Genomic DNA, 16722 nt, shown 5'->3' on the forward strand with positions numbered 1-16722 from the left:
CCCGCGATCAGCGTTGATCGCGGGGCCACGTTGTTCTTAGTGGTTATGCGGGCAGTTGGCGCAGCAGCCGCTGGTGGCGTTGGTGCTGGAACCACCGCTTCGCTGGTCGGTGTTGTAGAATCCGCTGCCCTCAAACTTGATGCCGCTGGCCGAGAACGTCTTGGCCGCCGGAGCGCCGCAGCTCGGGCACACGACCTCGGGGGTCTCGGACATGGGATGCTCAACCTCAAACACGTTGCCGCAGCTCGAGCACTTGTAATCGTAGCGCGCCATATTACTTCCTTTTCAGCACAAAGCGGGCAGATCGCTCTGCCCGCATAAATTCAAACGTTTGTAACTGTACCCTATATCGGGGGTTTTATCACGCTTCGCCCCAGAATCTATGGGTGTTGCGCAGGAGCTGTGCAGTTTTGACTTCGGCGGCCGCAACGCCGGCCTCATCGGCCTGCCAGGTCCAGTTGCCCGTGGCGACACCCGGCACGTTCATGCGCGCATCGTCGCCTAGTCCCAGGACATCCTGCAGCGGCATCATCACTAGGGGAGCGTCGCTTGCCAGCGCGTCGCCCATAAGCTTGGCCGCCACCTCAACACCGCTTGGCTCGTCGCCGCCCGCAAAGGAGCGCGTGCACCAACCGGCGAGCGTCGACGTGTCGTGCGTCGAGGTGTACAGAATCTTGCCCGGCGTGGGATACACGCCGTTACGGACGTCGTAATCGCTAAACTCCAGCACGTCCATACCGGGGAAGCCGCAGGTCGAAGCCATGGCGCGAACGCCGGGCGTCAGGTAGCCCAAGTCCTCGGCGATAAAGTTGAGCGGCCCCAGCTCGTCATAGGCAGTCTGGAACAGGTCCTTGCCCGGACCCGCCAGCCAGCGGCCGTCGGCGCAAGCCTTGCCCGCGGGGATACTAAAGTAGCTGTGGAATCCCAGGAAGTGGTCCAGGCGCACGCGGTCGTAGAGCGAGAATGCGCGACGCAGACGGTCCATCCACCAGCGGTAGCCGTTCTCCTTCATGTGATCCCAACGGAAGGTGGGGTTGCCCCACACCTGGCCCTCGGGCGCAAAGTTGTCGGGCGGAGCGCCGGAAATCTCAATCGCCTTGCCGGTATCGGATAGCCAGAAGTTCTCGGGCTCGCTCCACGCATCGGCCGAATCGTCCGAAACGTACATCGGGATGTCGCCGATTACCTCGATACCCTTCTTGTGCGCGTAGTTCATGAGCTCGCACCAGGCCAGATCAAAGCGGTACTGCATGTACGCCTGCAGCTCTGCCTCGTCGTGGAAACGCTTGTCGTCAATTAGGTGCTCGTTGTAGCGCGCGACATCGGCCGGCCAATCGTGACGCGATTCGCCTTCAAAGTACTTCTTAACGGCCATATAGACGCAGTACTTCTCGAGCCAATCTGCGTTGCGATGTTTAAACGCCGTGTACAGCGGGTCTGCATCCTCGCCGCCACGGGCCTTCCAAGTTTCAAAGTCGACCGCCAGTTCCTCTTGACTTTCGGGCAGCAGGTCAATATTGCCTGCAAAGGCCGAAGGCCCAGCGTAAGGGGAGCGGAAGAAGTCCGTCGGGTTGACAGGCAGAACCTGCCAGTAGCGCATGCCCATAGCGGCCAGATGGTCGATAAAGCGACGCGTGGGTGCGCCGATTGTGCCGGGCTTGCCGTCGTCGGTGGGCACCGAGGTGATATGGCACACAACGCCTGCGCCGTGATCGAGCGGCTCCTGCAGGCGCTGCTCGGCATGGTGATAGATGATCGACGAACCCAGCGGATACAGATCGAGCGTGACCGTACCATTGTGAATCTCGCACTCGTGACCGCTGATCACGTCACTTGCGCATTCGCTGAGCGCCGGAATTGTCACGCGGTGCGAATTGCGTAGGCTGCGGTTGATGATAACCGTCGCGGACTCGCCATTGTTGCCCGTGCGGTTGTATGCCAGCACCTCGTCGTTGAGCGCGAAGGCCTTAATCTCGCCGTCGATCATAAATGGCAGCGCGCGGCGCACGGCGGAGGCGTTCTTGACAATAGCCAGCGTGTCGAAGTCGTGCAGTTGGTCCTTGGTCGGCAAGGTGCGGCGGTTGCCCGGATCGGTAAGGCCCTCCAGGCCGTACTCGTCGCCGTAGTAGATCGAAGGCACGCCGGGGAAGGTCATCTGCATGAGCGTGGCGAGCCAAAAACGGCTCTTGGCCAGGCCCATCGAGTTCTCGTCCAGGCGCCATTTGCTGCGCTCGCACTCGGGCAGCTGCGACTCGTCGGGGCCGCCGCCGAGTACCGAGATGATGCGCGGACGGTCGTGGCTCGAAAGCAGATTGAGCGCGCAGGACAATGCCTCGCTCGGGTAGTTTTCGCGCAGGGTCTCGATATCCTCGGCTGCCTGGTAGGCGTTCTTGTAGCCCATCAAAAAGCCGATGACCATGTCGCGGAAGGGGTAATCCATAGCAGAGTCCAGCTCGGAGCCCTGCAGGTAGCGGCGCAGATGGCCGTAGCTAATCTTGTTGGAGGCGTCTTCCCAGACTTCGCCGAGCAACAGAGCATCAGGTTTTTCGGCAAGTACGGCCTTCTTGATCTCGGCCAGGAAGTCGTCGGAAAGCTCGTCAGCGACGTCCAGGCGCCAACCATGGGCACCGGCGCGCAGCCATTTGCGGATCACGCCGTCCTTGCCCAGGAGCCTCTCGCGCACCAGCTCGGACTTCTCGTTGATGGCCGGCATGTTGCCCACGCCCCACCAGCAGTCGTACGAGCCGTCCTCGTGGAAGGTAAACGCATCGCGCCACGGAGAATCCTCGCTCTGCCATGCACCCAAGCCGGGGTAGTTGCCGTAGCGGTTGAAATAGATCGAGTCGTCGCCCGTGTGGTTGAAGACGCCGTCCAGGATGATGGAGATGCCCAGCTTCTCGGCTGCTTGGCACAGCTCGGTAAAGTCCTGCTCGGTGCCCAGGATCGGGTCGATCTTGGTGTAGTCGGCCGTGTCGTAGCGGTGGTTGCTCGCGGCCTCAAAGATGGGGTTGAGGTAGATGGCCGTAAAGCCCAGCTCGGCGATGCGGGGCAGGTCTTCCTGGATGCCCTTGAGCGAGCCGCCGTAGAAGTCCCAGGTCTTGATGGAGCCGTCCTCGGCGCGCTCGTACACGGGCGGCTCGTTCCAGTCCTCGACCATCCGGCGCCGAATGCCCTTGCGCGGTTTTTCGAGTTGGGCCATTGTGCGCTCGCGCCAATGCTCGTCACGGGCGTAGCGGTCGGGGAAGATTTGGTAGACCATACCGCGCTCGTACCAGGTGGGGCGGTTCTCGCGGTGCTTATAGACGGTAATCTGGAAGGACGGCACCTCGGCGTAGTCGTAGGTTACGCCCTCGCCGCCGGTGCGGCCCTGCGGCGCGCCCAGGCGAACCTCGGGCTGGCCCTCGATATTGCAGATAAAGCTGTACCACACAAGACACGGTTCAGTGCATTTGAGCTCGCCGGTAAAAATGCCATCGCCTTCGTGCTCCATCGGAATCAGGGTCTCGCCGACTTCATCGACCCAGGTACGTAGGGTGAGTGTGGCCTGGTTGGGATCGGCATCCTCCAAAATCACCGAGAGTGCAACGGTAGTTCCTGTGGTCACAGCGCCAAACGGAGTGCGAAACTGCGGTAGGCGGCTGTTGTGTATCAATCTCATAGTACGGTCCAGTTCAATAGAATCACGGCCTGCGGGCCATGGGCTTTACGCACAAATTGTAAGTATATCTGTTGTACACAGGGTGTATAAACAACATCCGTTTACCATCGGCGAACGGTTGTCCTAGAAAATCGTTTTACCAACTATCTATAGAGAAGGGGCGCCCGGTTGGAGCGCCCCTTGTTTAGGGTTTTGATTAGGTTTTAGATCGTCTGTGGGCTAGCGGCGCTTGCGGGTGGCCGTTGCCTTGCGGACGGAGGTCTTCTTGGTCGGAGCCTTTTCCTCTGCCGGAGTGGCAGGGGAGACCGGGATCTCCTTGGCGGGCTCGGGCTTGGCCTTTACCTCGGCCTTGGGCTCCTCTTTGGCGGTAGCGGGCTTGGCCTCAACCTTAGCCTCCGCCTTGGGAGCGGCTGTCTTGGTCGTGGTCTTTTTGGCCGTTGTCGTAGAGCGCTTGCGCGTGGTGGTCTTGGCGGCCGGCTTTGCCTCGACAGTTGCCTCGGCCCTGGGCTCGGCGGACGTCTCCTCGACCTTGACGGCGGGCTTTGCGACTGCCTTCGGGGTCGTCTTCGCGGCGGCCTTCGTCGTAGCAGCCTTGGCGGTCGTCGACTTGGTTGCAGTAGCCTTCTTGGCGGCAGTGGCCTTGGTCGCGCTCTTGGTCGCGGTCGTCTTCTTGGCTGCTGTCTTGGCCGGAGCCTTAGCGGCCGGCTTGGCCTCGGCGGTCTCGGCCTTTACCTCGGGGGTCTCGGCTTCGGCGGCCTTCTTGGCAGCTGCGGTGGTGCGCTTGCGCGTCGTCGTTGCCTTGGCAGCAGTCGTCTTTGCTGCGGCTGTCTTGGTGGCAGCGGCCTTGGTCGTCGTGGCCTTCTTGGCCGTCGTCTTGCGAGTCGTGGCCTTCTTTGCCGCAGGCTTCGCAGCGGGCTTCTCCTCAGCCTTGGGCTCCTCAACAGCGGCGGGTGCCTCAACAACCGGCTCGGCCTTGGGCTCGGGCTCAGCCACAGCCACGGGCTCGTCGACAACCGCCGCCGGCCTCTCAATCTCCGGATGCATAAAGAAGTACAGGTCCAGATACTTGTCGGCCGAGCGCGTCCAGCTAAAGTCCTGGCTCATGGCCTGCGTGACCAGCTGGTTCCAGGCCTCGCGGTTATCCCAGAACAGGCGCGCCGCGCGGAACACCGCGTCGCCCATTTCGTCGCCGTTAAAGTTGCTAAACGAGAAGCCCGTGCCCTCGCCGGTAAACTCGTTGTACGGCTGCACAGTATCCTTCAGACCACCGGTCTCGCGAACGATGGGCAGGGTGCCGTAGCGCATAGCGATGATCTGCGACAGGCCACAGGGCTCAAACTTCGAGGGCATCAGGAACATATCGGCGGCGGCATACATACGCTGCGACAGCGCAGGATCGAACTTGATGCGTGCGGCCATGGTGCCGGGGTACTTGTCCTGGAAGTAGCGCAGTCCGTCCTCGTAGTCGCGGTCGCCGGTGCCCAGCACCGCCACCTGCACGCCTCCGGCCAAAATGCGGTCGAGCGCGTACATGACCAGGTCCAGGCCCTTCTGACGCGTCAGGCGCGTGACCATCACCATGAGCGGACGGTCGTCGCGAACCTCGAGCCCCAGCTCTTCCTGCAGCTTGGCCTTGCACACCGCCTTGCCGGAACGGTCATCAACCGTGTAGTTGGCGGCAATGCGCTTGTCGGTCGCCGGGTCAAAGCCCGCCACGTCAATGCCGTTCAAAATGCCCTGCAGCGCGTACGAGCGCTCGCGCAGCACGCCGTCCAGGCCCTCGCCAAACTCGGGCGTCTGGATCTCGTTGGCATAGGTGGGGCTCACCGTGGTGATGGCATCGGCATAGCGCAGCGCGCCCAGCATGTAGTTGATGCTGCAGGCGTCGCAACGCAGCTGCGAGGCGGCCGCCGGAATATGCGCCACGCCCAGGATGTCCTCCATCACGGTGTCGCTAAACTGGCCCTGGAACGCCACGTTGTGGATCGAGAACACGGTCTTGACGCGGTCGTACAGCGGCAGGCCCTGGTAGAACTCGCGCAAGAACACGGGCGCCAGTGCCGTCTGCCAGTCGTTGCAGTGCAGGATGTCGCACTCAAAGCCGGCCGGCAGATGCTGCAGGCTCTCGGTGATGGCCTTGGAGAAGAACGCAAAACGCTCGCCGTCGTCAAAGAAGCCGTACGGATAGTCGCGCGCAAAGTAGCGCTCGTTGTCGATGAACATATACGTGACGCCGTCGTGCTCGAGCTTCTCGAGCCCGCAGTACTCGTTGCGCCAGCCCAGGCTCACGTAAAAGTCGGAGAAGTGCTCCATCTGCGCCTTGTACTCGTCCTTGATGGTGGCGTACTTGGGCACCATCACGATGACTTCGGCGCCGGCGCGCACGAGCGCCGCAGGCAGCGAGCCCGCCACGTCACCCAGGCCACCGGTCTTAACAAACGGTGCGCACTCGGCCGAGGCAAACACGATCTGCATCTTTTTGCTGGAATCTGCCATATTGTCTCCCATGTTGCAATTCGAGAATAGCCGCCTGGCGCTAACCGGGCGGCTATTCTACATGTTACGAGCGATGTTGCGGTGCCTACGTTAACGTACGATGGTGGTGTCGGAAGTTAACGGAGCCTTGCCCAGCACCAGGATGTTCTCGGGCGTGCCGCGAAGCTCGGTGTTGGTGGGGACCACGTTGTTCTTGTCCAGGATGGCATTCTCAACGCGGGCTCCGCTCTTGATGATGCAGCTCTGGTTGATGATCGAGTTGGTCACCGACGCGCCTTCCTCGACCACAACGCCGCGCGACAGGATCGAGTTGCGCACAGTGCCCTTGATGATGCAGCCGGCCGAGATGATCGAGTTGCACGCGTGGCTGCCGGTCGCATAGCGCGAAGGCGGCACGTCATGGGCCTTGGTCAGGATCGGGCGCTCGGGATCGAAGAGCTGGTCGGCCACGGTCTGGTCGAGCAGGTCCATGCTGCGGCGATAGAGCGACTTCTCGCTAAACACGCCCACGACCTCGCCCTTGTACTCATAGCTGCACACGTCGATGTTGCCAAAGTCGCCCTGGAGTGCCTCTAGCAGGTCCAGATAGTCGGCGGCCTGGTAGTGATCGATAATCTCGAGCAGCGTCTCGCGGTTGACGATGCAGCAGTCCATAGAGGCATTGTCGCCGTACACGACGCCGGCGCTCACGCCCGTCAGGCGGCCGTTCTCGTTAATCTCGAGCTTGGTCTCGTCATCGACGTTGCGCGTGGCCTTGCAGTACACCACGGTCATCTGGGCGCCGGAGTTCTCGTGCGCGTCGATGATGGTGTTGAGGTCCATGTTAAAGATGATGTTGGTGCCCATCATCACGACATAGGGCTTGTCCGAGCGCTGGAACAGCGTCTTGTTGGAGATGATGTCGCGCAGCAGGAAGCGCATGCCGCCCTTGGTGGTGCCATACGCGTTGCCGGGCACCATGAACAGGCCGCCCTTCTTGCGGTCCAGGCCCCAGTCCTTGCCCGAGCCCACGTGGTCGATCAGCGAGCGGTAGTTGCCCGGCATGACGACGCCGACGGTCTTGATGCCGGCATTCATCATGTTGGACAGCGGAAAGTCGATCAGGCGGTAGCGGCCCAAAAACGGAACGGACGCGATGGGGCGGTCCTTGAGCAGCACGCTGCCGTAGGTCGAAGAGTAGTTAGCGGTGATATAACCGATGGCCTTGCGATTGATCATCGGATCATTCCCCCTTCCCGATAACGACGTCATTTCCAACGACGGCCGTATCCTTGGTGGTATCGACAGAGCCGAGCTTCACGCCCTCTTCGACCGTGGAGTTCTCGCCCAAAATAGCGCGGCAGATGTGCGCGCCGCTCTTAACGTGCGCACCCGGCAGCAGCACGGAGTCCTCGACCACGGCGCGCTCCTCGATGATGACATCGGTCGAAAGGATTGAGTGGCGAGCGGTGCCGTAGATCTTGCAGCCGTTGGAGACCAGGCAGTCGTCCAGGCGGCCGTCCGGGCCAATGTAGTGCGGCGGACGCGTGGTGATGTTGGACATGATGGGGAAGTTCTTGTCAAACAGATCGAACTCGGGGTTGTTGCCCAGCAGGTCCATCGAGGTCTCGTGGAAGCTGGCGATGGTGCCGACGTCCTTCCAAAAGCCGTGGAACTCGTAGCTGTACAGGCGCTTGTTCTCGCCGAGCAGCTTGGGGATGATGTCCTTGCCAAAGTCGTGGCTCGAGCGCTGGTCCAGAGCGTCCTCCTCGAGCGCCTCGATCAGTACGTCGGCCGAGAAGATGTAGATGCCCATGGACGCGAGGTTCGAATCGGGCTTCTCGGGCTTCTCGGTGAACTTGGTGATGCGGCCGTCCTCGGGGTCGGTGGTCAGGATGCCAAAGCGGCTGGCCTCCTCCCACGGCACGGGCATAACGCTCACCGTGAGGTCGGCGTTGTTCTCAATGTGCGTTTTGAGCATCTTGCGGTAGTCCATGCGATACAGGTGATCGCCCGAAAGAATCAGGACGTACTTGGGGTCGTTGGCTTTGATGTAGTCGAGGTTCTGCGTAATGGCGTCGGCCGTGCCCGCATACCAGGCGCCGCCGGTCTGCGTCTCGTACGGCGGCAGGATCGACACGCCGCCGTCGCGGCTGTCCAGATCCCATGCCTCGCCGGAGCCCACATAGGCATGCAGCAGGTAGGGGCGATACTGCGTCAGAACGCCCACCGTGTCGATGCCCGAGTTGGAGCAGTTGGAGAGCGAAAAGTCGATAATGCGGAACTTGCCACCAAAGCTAACCGCCGGCTTAGCGATCTTTTGGGTGAGTGCCCCCAATCGGCTGCCCTGTCCTCCTGCGAGGAGCATCGCGATGCATTCTTTCTTACTCATCGATTTCTCCTTCTGTTATCGATGTTCTTAAACCCATTAGCGACGGGCGCGGCGCTCGGTCGCGCCCGTCGAGTAATGCCGTGCTGGCATAAGGGAGCTCGCGCGCCTTTACGCGTGCCAGATCTCGTCGCGGTACTCGCGAATGGTGCGGTCGCTCGAGAACCAGCCGGAGGAGGCGGTGTTGAGCAGCGCCTTGCGGTTCCAGGTCTCCTGGTCGCCATAGCTGCCGGTGAGCTTCTCCCACGCATCCACGTAGCTGCGGAAGTCTGCCATGACCAGATCGGGGTCGTTGTTGTTCATGAGCTCGTTGTAGATGCTCTCGAAGTTGCCCGAAAGACCCGCAAAGGTGTTGTCCTTGAGCTCGTCCATCACGCGGCCCAGACGCTCGCGATCGTTGTTGAGCGTATCCCACGCAAAGTAGCTGTTGGATGCCCAGAGCTGCTCGACCTCGGGAGCGGTCAGGCCAAAGATGGCCTCGTTCTCGCGGCCGGCCAGGTCGGCGATCTCGATGTTGGCGCCGTCGAGGGTGCCCAGCGTAATGGCGCCGTTCATCATGAGCTTCATGTTGGACGTGCCCGAGGCCTCCTTGCCGGCCGTGGAAATCTGCTCCGAGATCTCGGCGGCGGGGTAGATGAGCTGGGCGTTGCTCACGCGGAAGTTGGGGATAAAGCAGACCTTCATGACCTCGTTGACGCGCGGATCGTTGTTGATGACGTCGGCCACGGAGTTAATGAGGCGGATGGTCTCCTTGGCGAAGGTGTAGCTCGAGGCAGCCTTTCCGCTAAAGATGAAGGTCGTCGGCGTCACGTGGAAGTTGGGATCGGCGATGCGACGGTTGTAGATGTCCATCACCTTCATGATGTTCATGAGCTGGCGCTTGTAGGCATGGAAGCGCTTAACCTGAACATCGAAGACGGTGTTGGGGTCGATGACCAGACCGGTCTCGGCCTTGACGTAGGCGGCCAGGCGCTCCTTGTTGGCGCGCTTGGAGGCACCCACAGCCTTCAGGAACTCGGTGTCGTCCTTATACTCCTTGAGCTTCTCCAGCTCAAAGGCGTCCTTGAGCCAGCCGTCGCCAATGGCATCGGTGACGAGCTTGGCATAGGTGGGGTTGGCCTCGGCAAAGAAGCGACGGTGCGAGATGCCATTGGTCTTGTTGTTGAACTTCTCGGGCGTCAGGGCATAGAAGTCCTTGAGCACGATGTTCTTGATGATGTCGGAGTGGATCTTGGCAACGCCGTTGACGCTGTGGCTGCAGATTACAGACAGGTTGGCCATGCGAATCTCGCCGTCCCACAGAATGGCGGTCTGGCGCAGACGCTCCTGCCAGCCCTCCTGCGTGGTGTCGAACGACTCGTGCCAACGACGGCTGATCTCGTCGATGATCTGGTACACGCGGGGGAGGAGCTTGGAGAACGTGCCGATGGGCCACTTCTCCAGAGCCTCGGGCAGGATGGTGTGGTTGGTGTAGCTCACGACCTGCGTCACGATATTCCAGGCGTCATCCCACTCGAGTTTCTTCTCGTCGATGAGGATGCGCATGAGCTCGGGGCCGCACATAGCGGGGTGGGTGTCGTTGGTGTGGATGGCCACAAACTGCGGCAGCAGCTCCCAGTTCTCGCCGTGCTCCTTCTCAAAGGTGTCGAGCAGGCTGTAGATGCCGGCCGAGACAAACAGGTATTCCTGCTTCAGGCGCAGCAGGCGGCCATGCTCGCCGGCGTCGTTGGGGTAGAGGATGGCGCTGATGGCCTCGGCCTCGGCGCGCTCGGCATCGGCCAGGGCGTAATCGCCGCGGTTGAAGGCCTCAAGGTCAAAGTGCTCCTCGACCGGCTCGGCGGCCCAGACACGCAGCTTGTTGACGGTCTCGCCGGCATAGCCCACCACGGGGATGTCATAAGGGACAGCCAGGATGTCCTGCGTGTCCACCGTGCGGTAGAACGTGCGGCCGTTCTCCTCAAAGCCCTCCACGTGGCCACCAAACTTGATGGTCACGGCCTTGTCCTGACGGCGAACCTCCCAGGGATAGCCGTGGGTGAGCCACTCGTCGGTGGCCTCGACCTGGCTGCCGTTGACGATCTCCTGCTTAAACAGGCCGTAGCGGTAGCGCATGCCGTTGCCGTAGCCGGCGATGCCCTCGGCTGCCATGGAATCTAGGAAGCATGCTGCCAGACGGCCCAGACCGCCGTTGCCCAGAGCCGGATCGGGCTCCTGGTTCTCGATGACGGACAGGTCGAAGCCCATGTCGTCGAGCGCCTCGGCGACCATGTCGCGCACGCCAAAGTTGAGCAGGTAGTTGTCGAGCAGGCGGCCGATCAAAAACTCGATCGAGAAGTAGTACACGCGCTTTTTGCCCTCGGCGGTGGCGCGGGCGTCGCTCTTGGTGGCAACGGTGCGTGCCTTCTCGGCCACGAGCTTGGCCAGGGCGTTAAAGCGGTCGAGGTCGCTGGCGGCCTCGACGCTCTTGCCGCTGATGCTCATAACGGCATCGCGATAGAGCTCGGTAAACTCCTGCTTGTTGTCGAAGATCTTATTCATACGTTCCTTTCCCCCGGGGATGTTTCTCCCGGAACGGTTATGACTTGTATCCTACGCCCCGTCGGGGCGGGTAATTACAGCTGTAACGGCTTTGTTACGCATCCTTGGCAGACGACTTAACAGAAGCAGACTTTGCCTTGGTAGCGCCCTTTTTGGCAGCCGGCTTCTTGGCTGCGGCCTTAGCAGCGGGCTTTGCGGCGGTCTTGGCCTTGGTGACCGTAGCCTTGGCCTTGACAGGAGCCTTCTTGGCGGCCGCAGGCTTGGGCTTCACCGAAGACGTGCGCTTGCGCGTCGCCTTCTTGGGCTCCTCAACCACCGGCGGCTTGTAGCTGCTGGGACCGCGGCGCTTAAGCACCACGCCAGCCAGGCCGGGCACCTTAATCTCAATGGAGTCCATCTGTCCGTTCCAGGGATAGGGCTCGCTCGAGCAGGTGTAGGGCTCCTCGCCGGCATAGCCGCTGCCACCAAACTCGGGACGATCGGAGTCAAAGATGACCTCCCAGTCACCCTCGCGCGGCACGCCCACACGGAAGCTCTCGTAGCTCGCCGGGTCAAAGTTGATCAGGATTACCAGGTCGTCGTCGATATCCTCGCCCTGGCGCACAAAGCTCACGATGGACTGCTTGGAGTTGTCCGCGTCGATCCAGGTAAAGCCGTCGTCGGTGTAGCCGCGCTCGTACAGGGCGGGCTCGGCGGTGTACAGGTGGTTGAGCGCCTTGATAAACGCCTGATGATGCTTGTGAGTCTCGTACTCCTCGGTCAGGAACCACTGAATGGACTCGTAGTAGCGCCACTCAATAAATTGGCCGATCTCGTTGCCCATAAAGTTGAGCTTGGCACCGGGATGCGTCATCTGGTAGAAGGCCAGCGTGCGTAGACCGGCAAACTGGCGCCACCAGTCGCCCGGCATGCGGCCGATGAGCGAGCACTTGCCGTGTACGACCTCGTCGTGGCTCAGCGGACAGATAAAGTTCTCGGTAAAGGCATACATGATGGAGAACGTGAGCAGGCCGTGGTTGCCGGGGCGCCATGGAAAATCGGTCTGCATGTAGTGCAGGGTGTCGTTCATCCAGCCCATGTCCCACTTGTAGTGGAAGCCCAGGCCGCCGTCCTGCGGCGGATAGGTCACGAGCGGCCACGCGGTGGACTCTTCGGCCATCATCATCACGTCGGGGAAGTGGGCCTCCACGGCGCAGTTGACCTGGCGGATAAACGCGCTGGCGTCCAGGTCCTCCTCGGTACCGTACTTGTTGAACTTCTTTTGCCCCGGATCGTCGATGCCAAAGTTGAGGTACAGCATGCTGGACACGCCGTCCATGCGGATGCCGTCCACGTGGAAGTTCTCGAGCCAGTACAGCACGTTGGAGACCAAGAAGGAGCGGACCTCGCCGCGGGCGAAGTCGAACTTGTGCGTGCCCCAGTTGGGATGAATCTCGTGCTCAAACAGCATGTGGCCGTTAAAGGTGGCAAGGCCGTGGGAGTCGGCGCAAAAACCGCCGGGCACCCAGTCCATGATCACGCCGATGCCCGCCTCGTGGCACGCATCGATAAAGTGCATGAGCTGCTGCGGGCTGCCGTAGCGCGACGTGGCGGCGTAATAGCCGGTCGTCTGGTAGCCCCAGGAGCCATCGAAGGGATGCTCCATAAGCGGCATGACCTCGATATGCGTGTAGCCCATGTCGCGCACGTAGTCCACGAGCTCTACCGACAGGTCGTCGTAGGTGTAGAACTCGCCGCGCTGCGCGGGGAAGGGATCCATGGGGCCGGGGTAGTTGCCGTACTCGTCCGGCTTGCCCTGCGGCGCGTCGCCGTGGCGCTTCCACGAGCCAATATGCACCTCGTAGATGTTGAGCGGCTGAGACATGTGGTTATGGCTGGCGCGGCGCTTGAGCCACGCGGCGTCGTTCCACTTGTAGCCATCGAGGGTCCACAGTACGCTGGCGGTACCCGGAGGGCACTCGGCCTTAAAGGCGTACGGATCGGCCTTGTAGAGCTTTTCGCCCTCGTTGGTCTCGATAAGGTACTTATAGAGCTGGCCCTGCTCGGCGTCAGGAATAAAGCCTTCCCAAATAGCGCTCGTATGCATGGGTACCAGCGGGTTGGCTTTCTCGTCCCAGTCGTTAAATTCGCCAATGACGTGGACGCTCTTTACGTCGGGCGCCCAAACGCAAAAGCGCCAGCCGCGCGTACGGTTCTGCGTGTCGGGGTGCGCGCCCATCTTTTCCCAGCTGCGCTCCCACGTGCCGATGCCAAATAGGTAGACATCGTCCTTGGTGAGCTCCGGTGCGTGCGGGGCGGCTTTGCGGGTAGCAGGCTTTTTGGTTGCTGGCTTTAGCTTTGTATCGCTCACGTTTGATCCCATCATGACGCGGCAGCGTGTTGCCTTGGTGACTAGATGCGAACTAGATGCGAAAGGTCCAAGGCTGCACGAATCGAAGGGACGGCGATAGTTCTATGATTCGTTCCACCTCGCGTGCTCGGTGGAACTTTCGGCAGAAACTACGATAACACCTGTGCGTTAGTTTGATGGACGAAAGCGGATTTGCGGGGGCGTTTAATCGGTAAGCGACATGTTTATACCACTGGCAGAATTGCCGTGGTAAAACTCTTGACAGTTTTACCAATTAGGGTTTCAAAACTGTTAGGCTAACGTTTGGTAAAACGTTTTTAGCAGGTTGTTTACCATTTGACATCGAAAGGCTCGTTTATGAACCACATCGCTGCTCCAAGTGTTGCTTTTATTTTCGATTGCGACGGAACACTGGTTAATAGCTCCCCCGTCTGGGGCCATGCGCAGACCGAGTTATTGCGTCGTCATTGCGTTGATGTAACGGTCGACGATTTTGCCCAGTTTGAGCATCTTTCGCTGGAGGACGAGTGCCAGGCCTACCACGACACCTGGGGCGTTGGCGCGAATGGCGAGGAGCTGTATCGCGAGCTGGGCGAGATTTTGATTGATGGGTACTCCAAGGTGCCGCCGCGCGAGGGGCTCCTGGCATTTTTGGAGCAGGCGAAGGCGGCGGGCATTGCCATGTGCGTTGCCACGTCCACGCCGGTCGAGCTGGTGCAGCCCGCGCTCGCCGGTGCCGGGCTCGACGCTTACATGGAGTTTGTTACCACGACGGACGAGGCGGGGCGCTCCAAGCAGTTCCCCGACGTGTACGAGTTGGCGTTGCGTCGCCTGGAAGAGCGCCACGGGCACAAGTTTGAGCGCGCGTGGGTATTTGAGGATGCCGTTTTTGGCCTAAAGAGCTCTGGCACCGCAGGCTTTAAGCGCGTGGGCATCTATGACCCGCACGGCCGTATGGAGCGCGACGAGGTGCGTGCCAACTGCGACATCTTTATCGACAGCTATGAGGACCTTGACCTGGCCCGCGTGCTTTCGTTTGAGGGCTAGGCGAGGGCCATGGCTCGTAAAGTATTAGTGGTTTGCGGCTCGCCGGTGGTGGCGAGCGCGGATCTGCTTCGCCAGCTGGCAGGGGAGTGCGACCACATCGTAGCCGTAGACCGCGGCCTGGACGCCCTGTTGGGCGCTGGCCTGAGCTGCGACGTCTACGTGGGCGACGCCGACACCGTTAGCGATGAGGGACGTGTTCTGGTCGATGCCGCTGCCGATTTTGAAGTAGAACGCCACAACCCCTACAAGGACTACACTGATCTAGCGCTAGCCCTAGACACCATCTGCCGCCGCTGGCCGGGTGCCGAAGTGGTGGCAACCTGCGCCACCGGCGGCCGCCCGGACATGGCCCTGTCTGTGTTAGGGCTACTGGCAGGCTATGCGGACGCCCCCGTCTGGATCGAAGAAGACGAAGTGACGGGCAGAATCCTGCACCAAGACGAGACCTGGACCATCGAGGGCGCCGAGGGCAAAACCTTCTCCATCATCGCCATCGCTCCCAACACCGAGGTAAGCGAGTGCGGCCTAGAATGGGAACTAGACCACAGCCCCCTGGGCCTGTTAGCCGACACAGGCATCTCTAACGTCGTCCGGAAAACGGCCAAGATCCAAGTTCACCAAGGCGTTGCGATCGGTTATTTGCTGCATCAGGGTTTTACTCCGTCCCAGGAAAACCCGTAAGGCGGAAATCAATCTAAAATTCCCTCTTGCATCCCCGAAGATCTTCTCCTATAGTATCTCCTCGTCACGGGGGCGTAGCTCAGCTGGGAGAGCGCTTGACTGGCAGTCAAGAGGTCAGGGGTTCGATCCCCCTCGTCTCCACCATCGTGAATGTAAGGCCACTCAATCGAGTGGCCTTTTTTATTTGCATACGATATTAAGTGGTCTGAACTGCATTTTTGCAAAATATGCAAATTGCTTTCCTGTTCAAGTTCGCCGTCAGCAGTAGTTGTCGCAAAATTTGCGACAACTACACCCCAAAAAGTTGCGCAATTACCTTCCCGGTTTTGTGCAAAGTTTGTTAGCCAAACATAATAGTTTGAGCAATTCACGCCGCCAGCTATACAACTCAGGCAGTATTCACCAACCCGTACACCCCCATAAACCTGCGGCAATGCGTGCAAGACGGCACAATATCCCCCTTAACCACGGCAAATAAACAATATGTTGCTCAACACACCCCAAAACGTATGGGTCACCTGCTGTGCTAGGATAGCTAACGTTACATGGGTTCAACTGTGCTCATGGCTCCAACAAGCCGCAAAGCACAGGGTCGATCAGCATCCGGCCGTAACGGCGGTGCCAGAAAATCCACGAGCTCCAATAGCGTTGTCATGCGTATCGCATTGAATGGTTTTGTTCTTGTCTATGTGCAAGTTGTTCTTTTGAATCGATATTTCATGACAATTCGCAGCAGTCCTGCAGCTGTTTGCGTGCGGTCCAGTTTTGTACCCGCTTGACTGGGCTGCACGCAGCCAGCTGGGGACGCGGTCTTTTTGCGATACACGTCCGCGTCTCTAGCAACTGCACGCATACATACCGTTCACGGTGGGGCAGAGCCACGTGCTTGTCTAACTGGGCTCAGGGTTTGAATATGGAACGCCTTCGCGCACAAGCGCCCTGGCGAAGCCATACCCAAACCCCGTGAGCCACACGTAAGACAGCAAGGGGGTGGTGCTCGTGTGGTATGTGATCCAGGTCATTAACGGTCGCGAAGACGTTGTGCGCGAGCGCATCGAGCGCATGGTGCCGGCTGACGCCATGCAGGAGCTCTTTTATCCCCAATATCAAACCGAGATCAAGGTACACGGCGAATGGGTCAATACGACCAAGCCGCTCTTTCCCGGTTATCTTATCTGCGACACGGCAGATCCCCGTACCGTGCAACAGTATCTGCTGCGCATGGACGACTTTGCCCGGGTGTTATCCCAGGACGGTCAGTTTGTGCCGCTGGCAAAAGAAGAGGCCCAGCTCATCGGCAGTTTTACACATAGGGGGGGACCGCGTAGTGCCCATGAGCGAGGCCCTAAAAGACGGTGACCGGGTCATAGTGACGGCAGGTCCGCTGCTGGGCCACGAAGGCCTTATCAAAACCATTAACAGACGCAAGAGCACTGCTTATTTGGAGCTCGATCTGTGCGGCCGACGCGTAACTACGCGCGTTGGCCTCGCCGTGCTTTCAACCGAGCAGCGCGTAATGCGAAACCTAAAAAGGGCGATCGCCTAGCTGCAGGCGACTGTTTAACGGGACAGGGAGGATCCCCG

Annotated in this window: 11 protein-coding genes and 1 tRNA gene; 5 read left to right on the forward strand and 7 right to left on the reverse strand. The window is 60.3% G+C overall.

The window, feature by feature from the left end; translation table 11 throughout:
• Positions 1–36 precede the first annotated feature (36 nt).
• The 7 genes from AB5Z20_RS06680 to glgB all read right to left on the reverse strand — a co-directional run bounded on the left by AB5Z20_RS06680 (position 37) and on the right by glgB (position 13425).
• Positions 37–273, reverse strand: a complete 237-nt coding sequence (locus AB5Z20_RS06680) for an FmdB family zinc ribbon protein (RefSeq protein ID WP_195192825.1) — start codon at positions 271–273, stop codon at positions 37–39.
• 88 nt (positions 274–361) lie between these two features.
• Positions 362–3658 (reverse strand): 4-alpha-glucanotransferase, encoded by a 3297-nt coding sequence (locus AB5Z20_RS06685; protein ID WP_368156729.1) that lies wholly within the window; start codon positions 3656–3658, stop codon positions 362–364.
• Positions 3659–3877: 219 nt separating this feature from the next.
• Entirely contained in the window at positions 3878–6154 is a 2277-nt protein-coding gene (gene glgA, locus AB5Z20_RS06690; protein WP_368156730.1) for a glycogen synthase GlgA, read from the reverse strand.
• A 90-nt stretch (positions 6155–6244) separates the two neighbouring features.
• A complete protein-coding gene (gene glgD / locus AB5Z20_RS06695) occupies positions 6245–7372 on the reverse strand; it encodes a glucose-1-phosphate adenylyltransferase subunit GlgD (RefSeq protein ID WP_117736345.1) in 1128 nt (375 codons plus the stop codon).
• A gap of 4 nt (positions 7373–7376) precedes the next feature.
• Positions 7377–8525, reverse strand: a complete 1149-nt coding sequence (locus AB5Z20_RS06700; protein ID WP_035138263.1) for a glucose-1-phosphate adenylyltransferase — start codon at positions 8523–8525, stop codon at positions 7377–7379.
• A gap of 108 nt (positions 8526–8633) precedes the next feature.
• Positions 8634–11060: a glycogen/starch/alpha-glucan phosphorylase gene (locus AB5Z20_RS06705; protein WP_368156731.1), complete on the reverse strand. Its 2427-nt coding sequence runs from the start codon at positions 11058–11060 to the stop codon at positions 8634–8636.
• 94 nt (positions 11061–11154) lie between these two features.
• Positions 11155–13425, reverse strand: coding sequence for a 1,4-alpha-glucan branching protein GlgB (gene glgB / locus AB5Z20_RS06710; protein ID WP_368156732.1), 2271 nt, complete (start codon positions 13423–13425; stop codon positions 11155–11157).
• A 342-nt stretch (positions 13426–13767) separates the two neighbouring features.
• Here glgB and AB5Z20_RS06715 point away from each other — a divergent pair, with 342 nt between their 5' ends.
• The 5 genes from AB5Z20_RS06715 to AB5Z20_RS06735 all read left to right on the forward strand — a co-directional run bounded on the left by AB5Z20_RS06715 (position 13768) and on the right by AB5Z20_RS06735 (position 16684).
• Positions 13768–14457 (forward strand): HAD family hydrolase, encoded by a 690-nt coding sequence (locus AB5Z20_RS06715; protein ID WP_368156733.1) that lies wholly within the window; start codon positions 13768–13770, stop codon positions 14455–14457.
• A gap of 9 nt (positions 14458–14466) precedes the next feature.
• Positions 14467–15138 carry a thiamine diphosphokinase gene (locus tag AB5Z20_RS06720; protein WP_368156734.1) on the forward strand — a complete coding sequence of 224 codons (672 nt, stop codon included), beginning with the start codon at positions 14467–14469 and terminating at the stop codon, positions 15136–15138.
• Between the two features lie 68 nt (positions 15139–15206).
• Positions 15207–15282, forward strand: a tRNA-Ala gene (locus AB5Z20_RS06725).
• Positions 15283–16137: 855 nt separating this feature from the next.
• The gene (locus AB5Z20_RS06730) at positions 16138–16497 is read left to right on the forward strand and encodes a transcription termination/antitermination NusG family protein (RefSeq protein ID WP_368156735.1); all 360 of its coding nucleotides are present in this window, start codon (positions 16138–16140) and stop codon (positions 16495–16497) included.
• Entirely contained in the window at positions 16472–16684 is a 213-nt protein-coding gene (locus tag AB5Z20_RS06735) for a KOW motif-containing protein (RefSeq protein ID WP_368156736.1), read from the forward strand. Before AB5Z20_RS06730 ends, AB5Z20_RS06735 begins: the two co-directional genes overlap by 26 nt.
• The last annotated feature ends 38 nt before the right edge of the window (positions 16685–16722 follow it).

The organism is Collinsella aerofaciens (genome assembly GCF_040910245.1).
Taxonomy (GTDB): domain Bacteria; phylum Actinomycetota; class Coriobacteriia; order Coriobacteriales; family Coriobacteriaceae; genus Collinsella.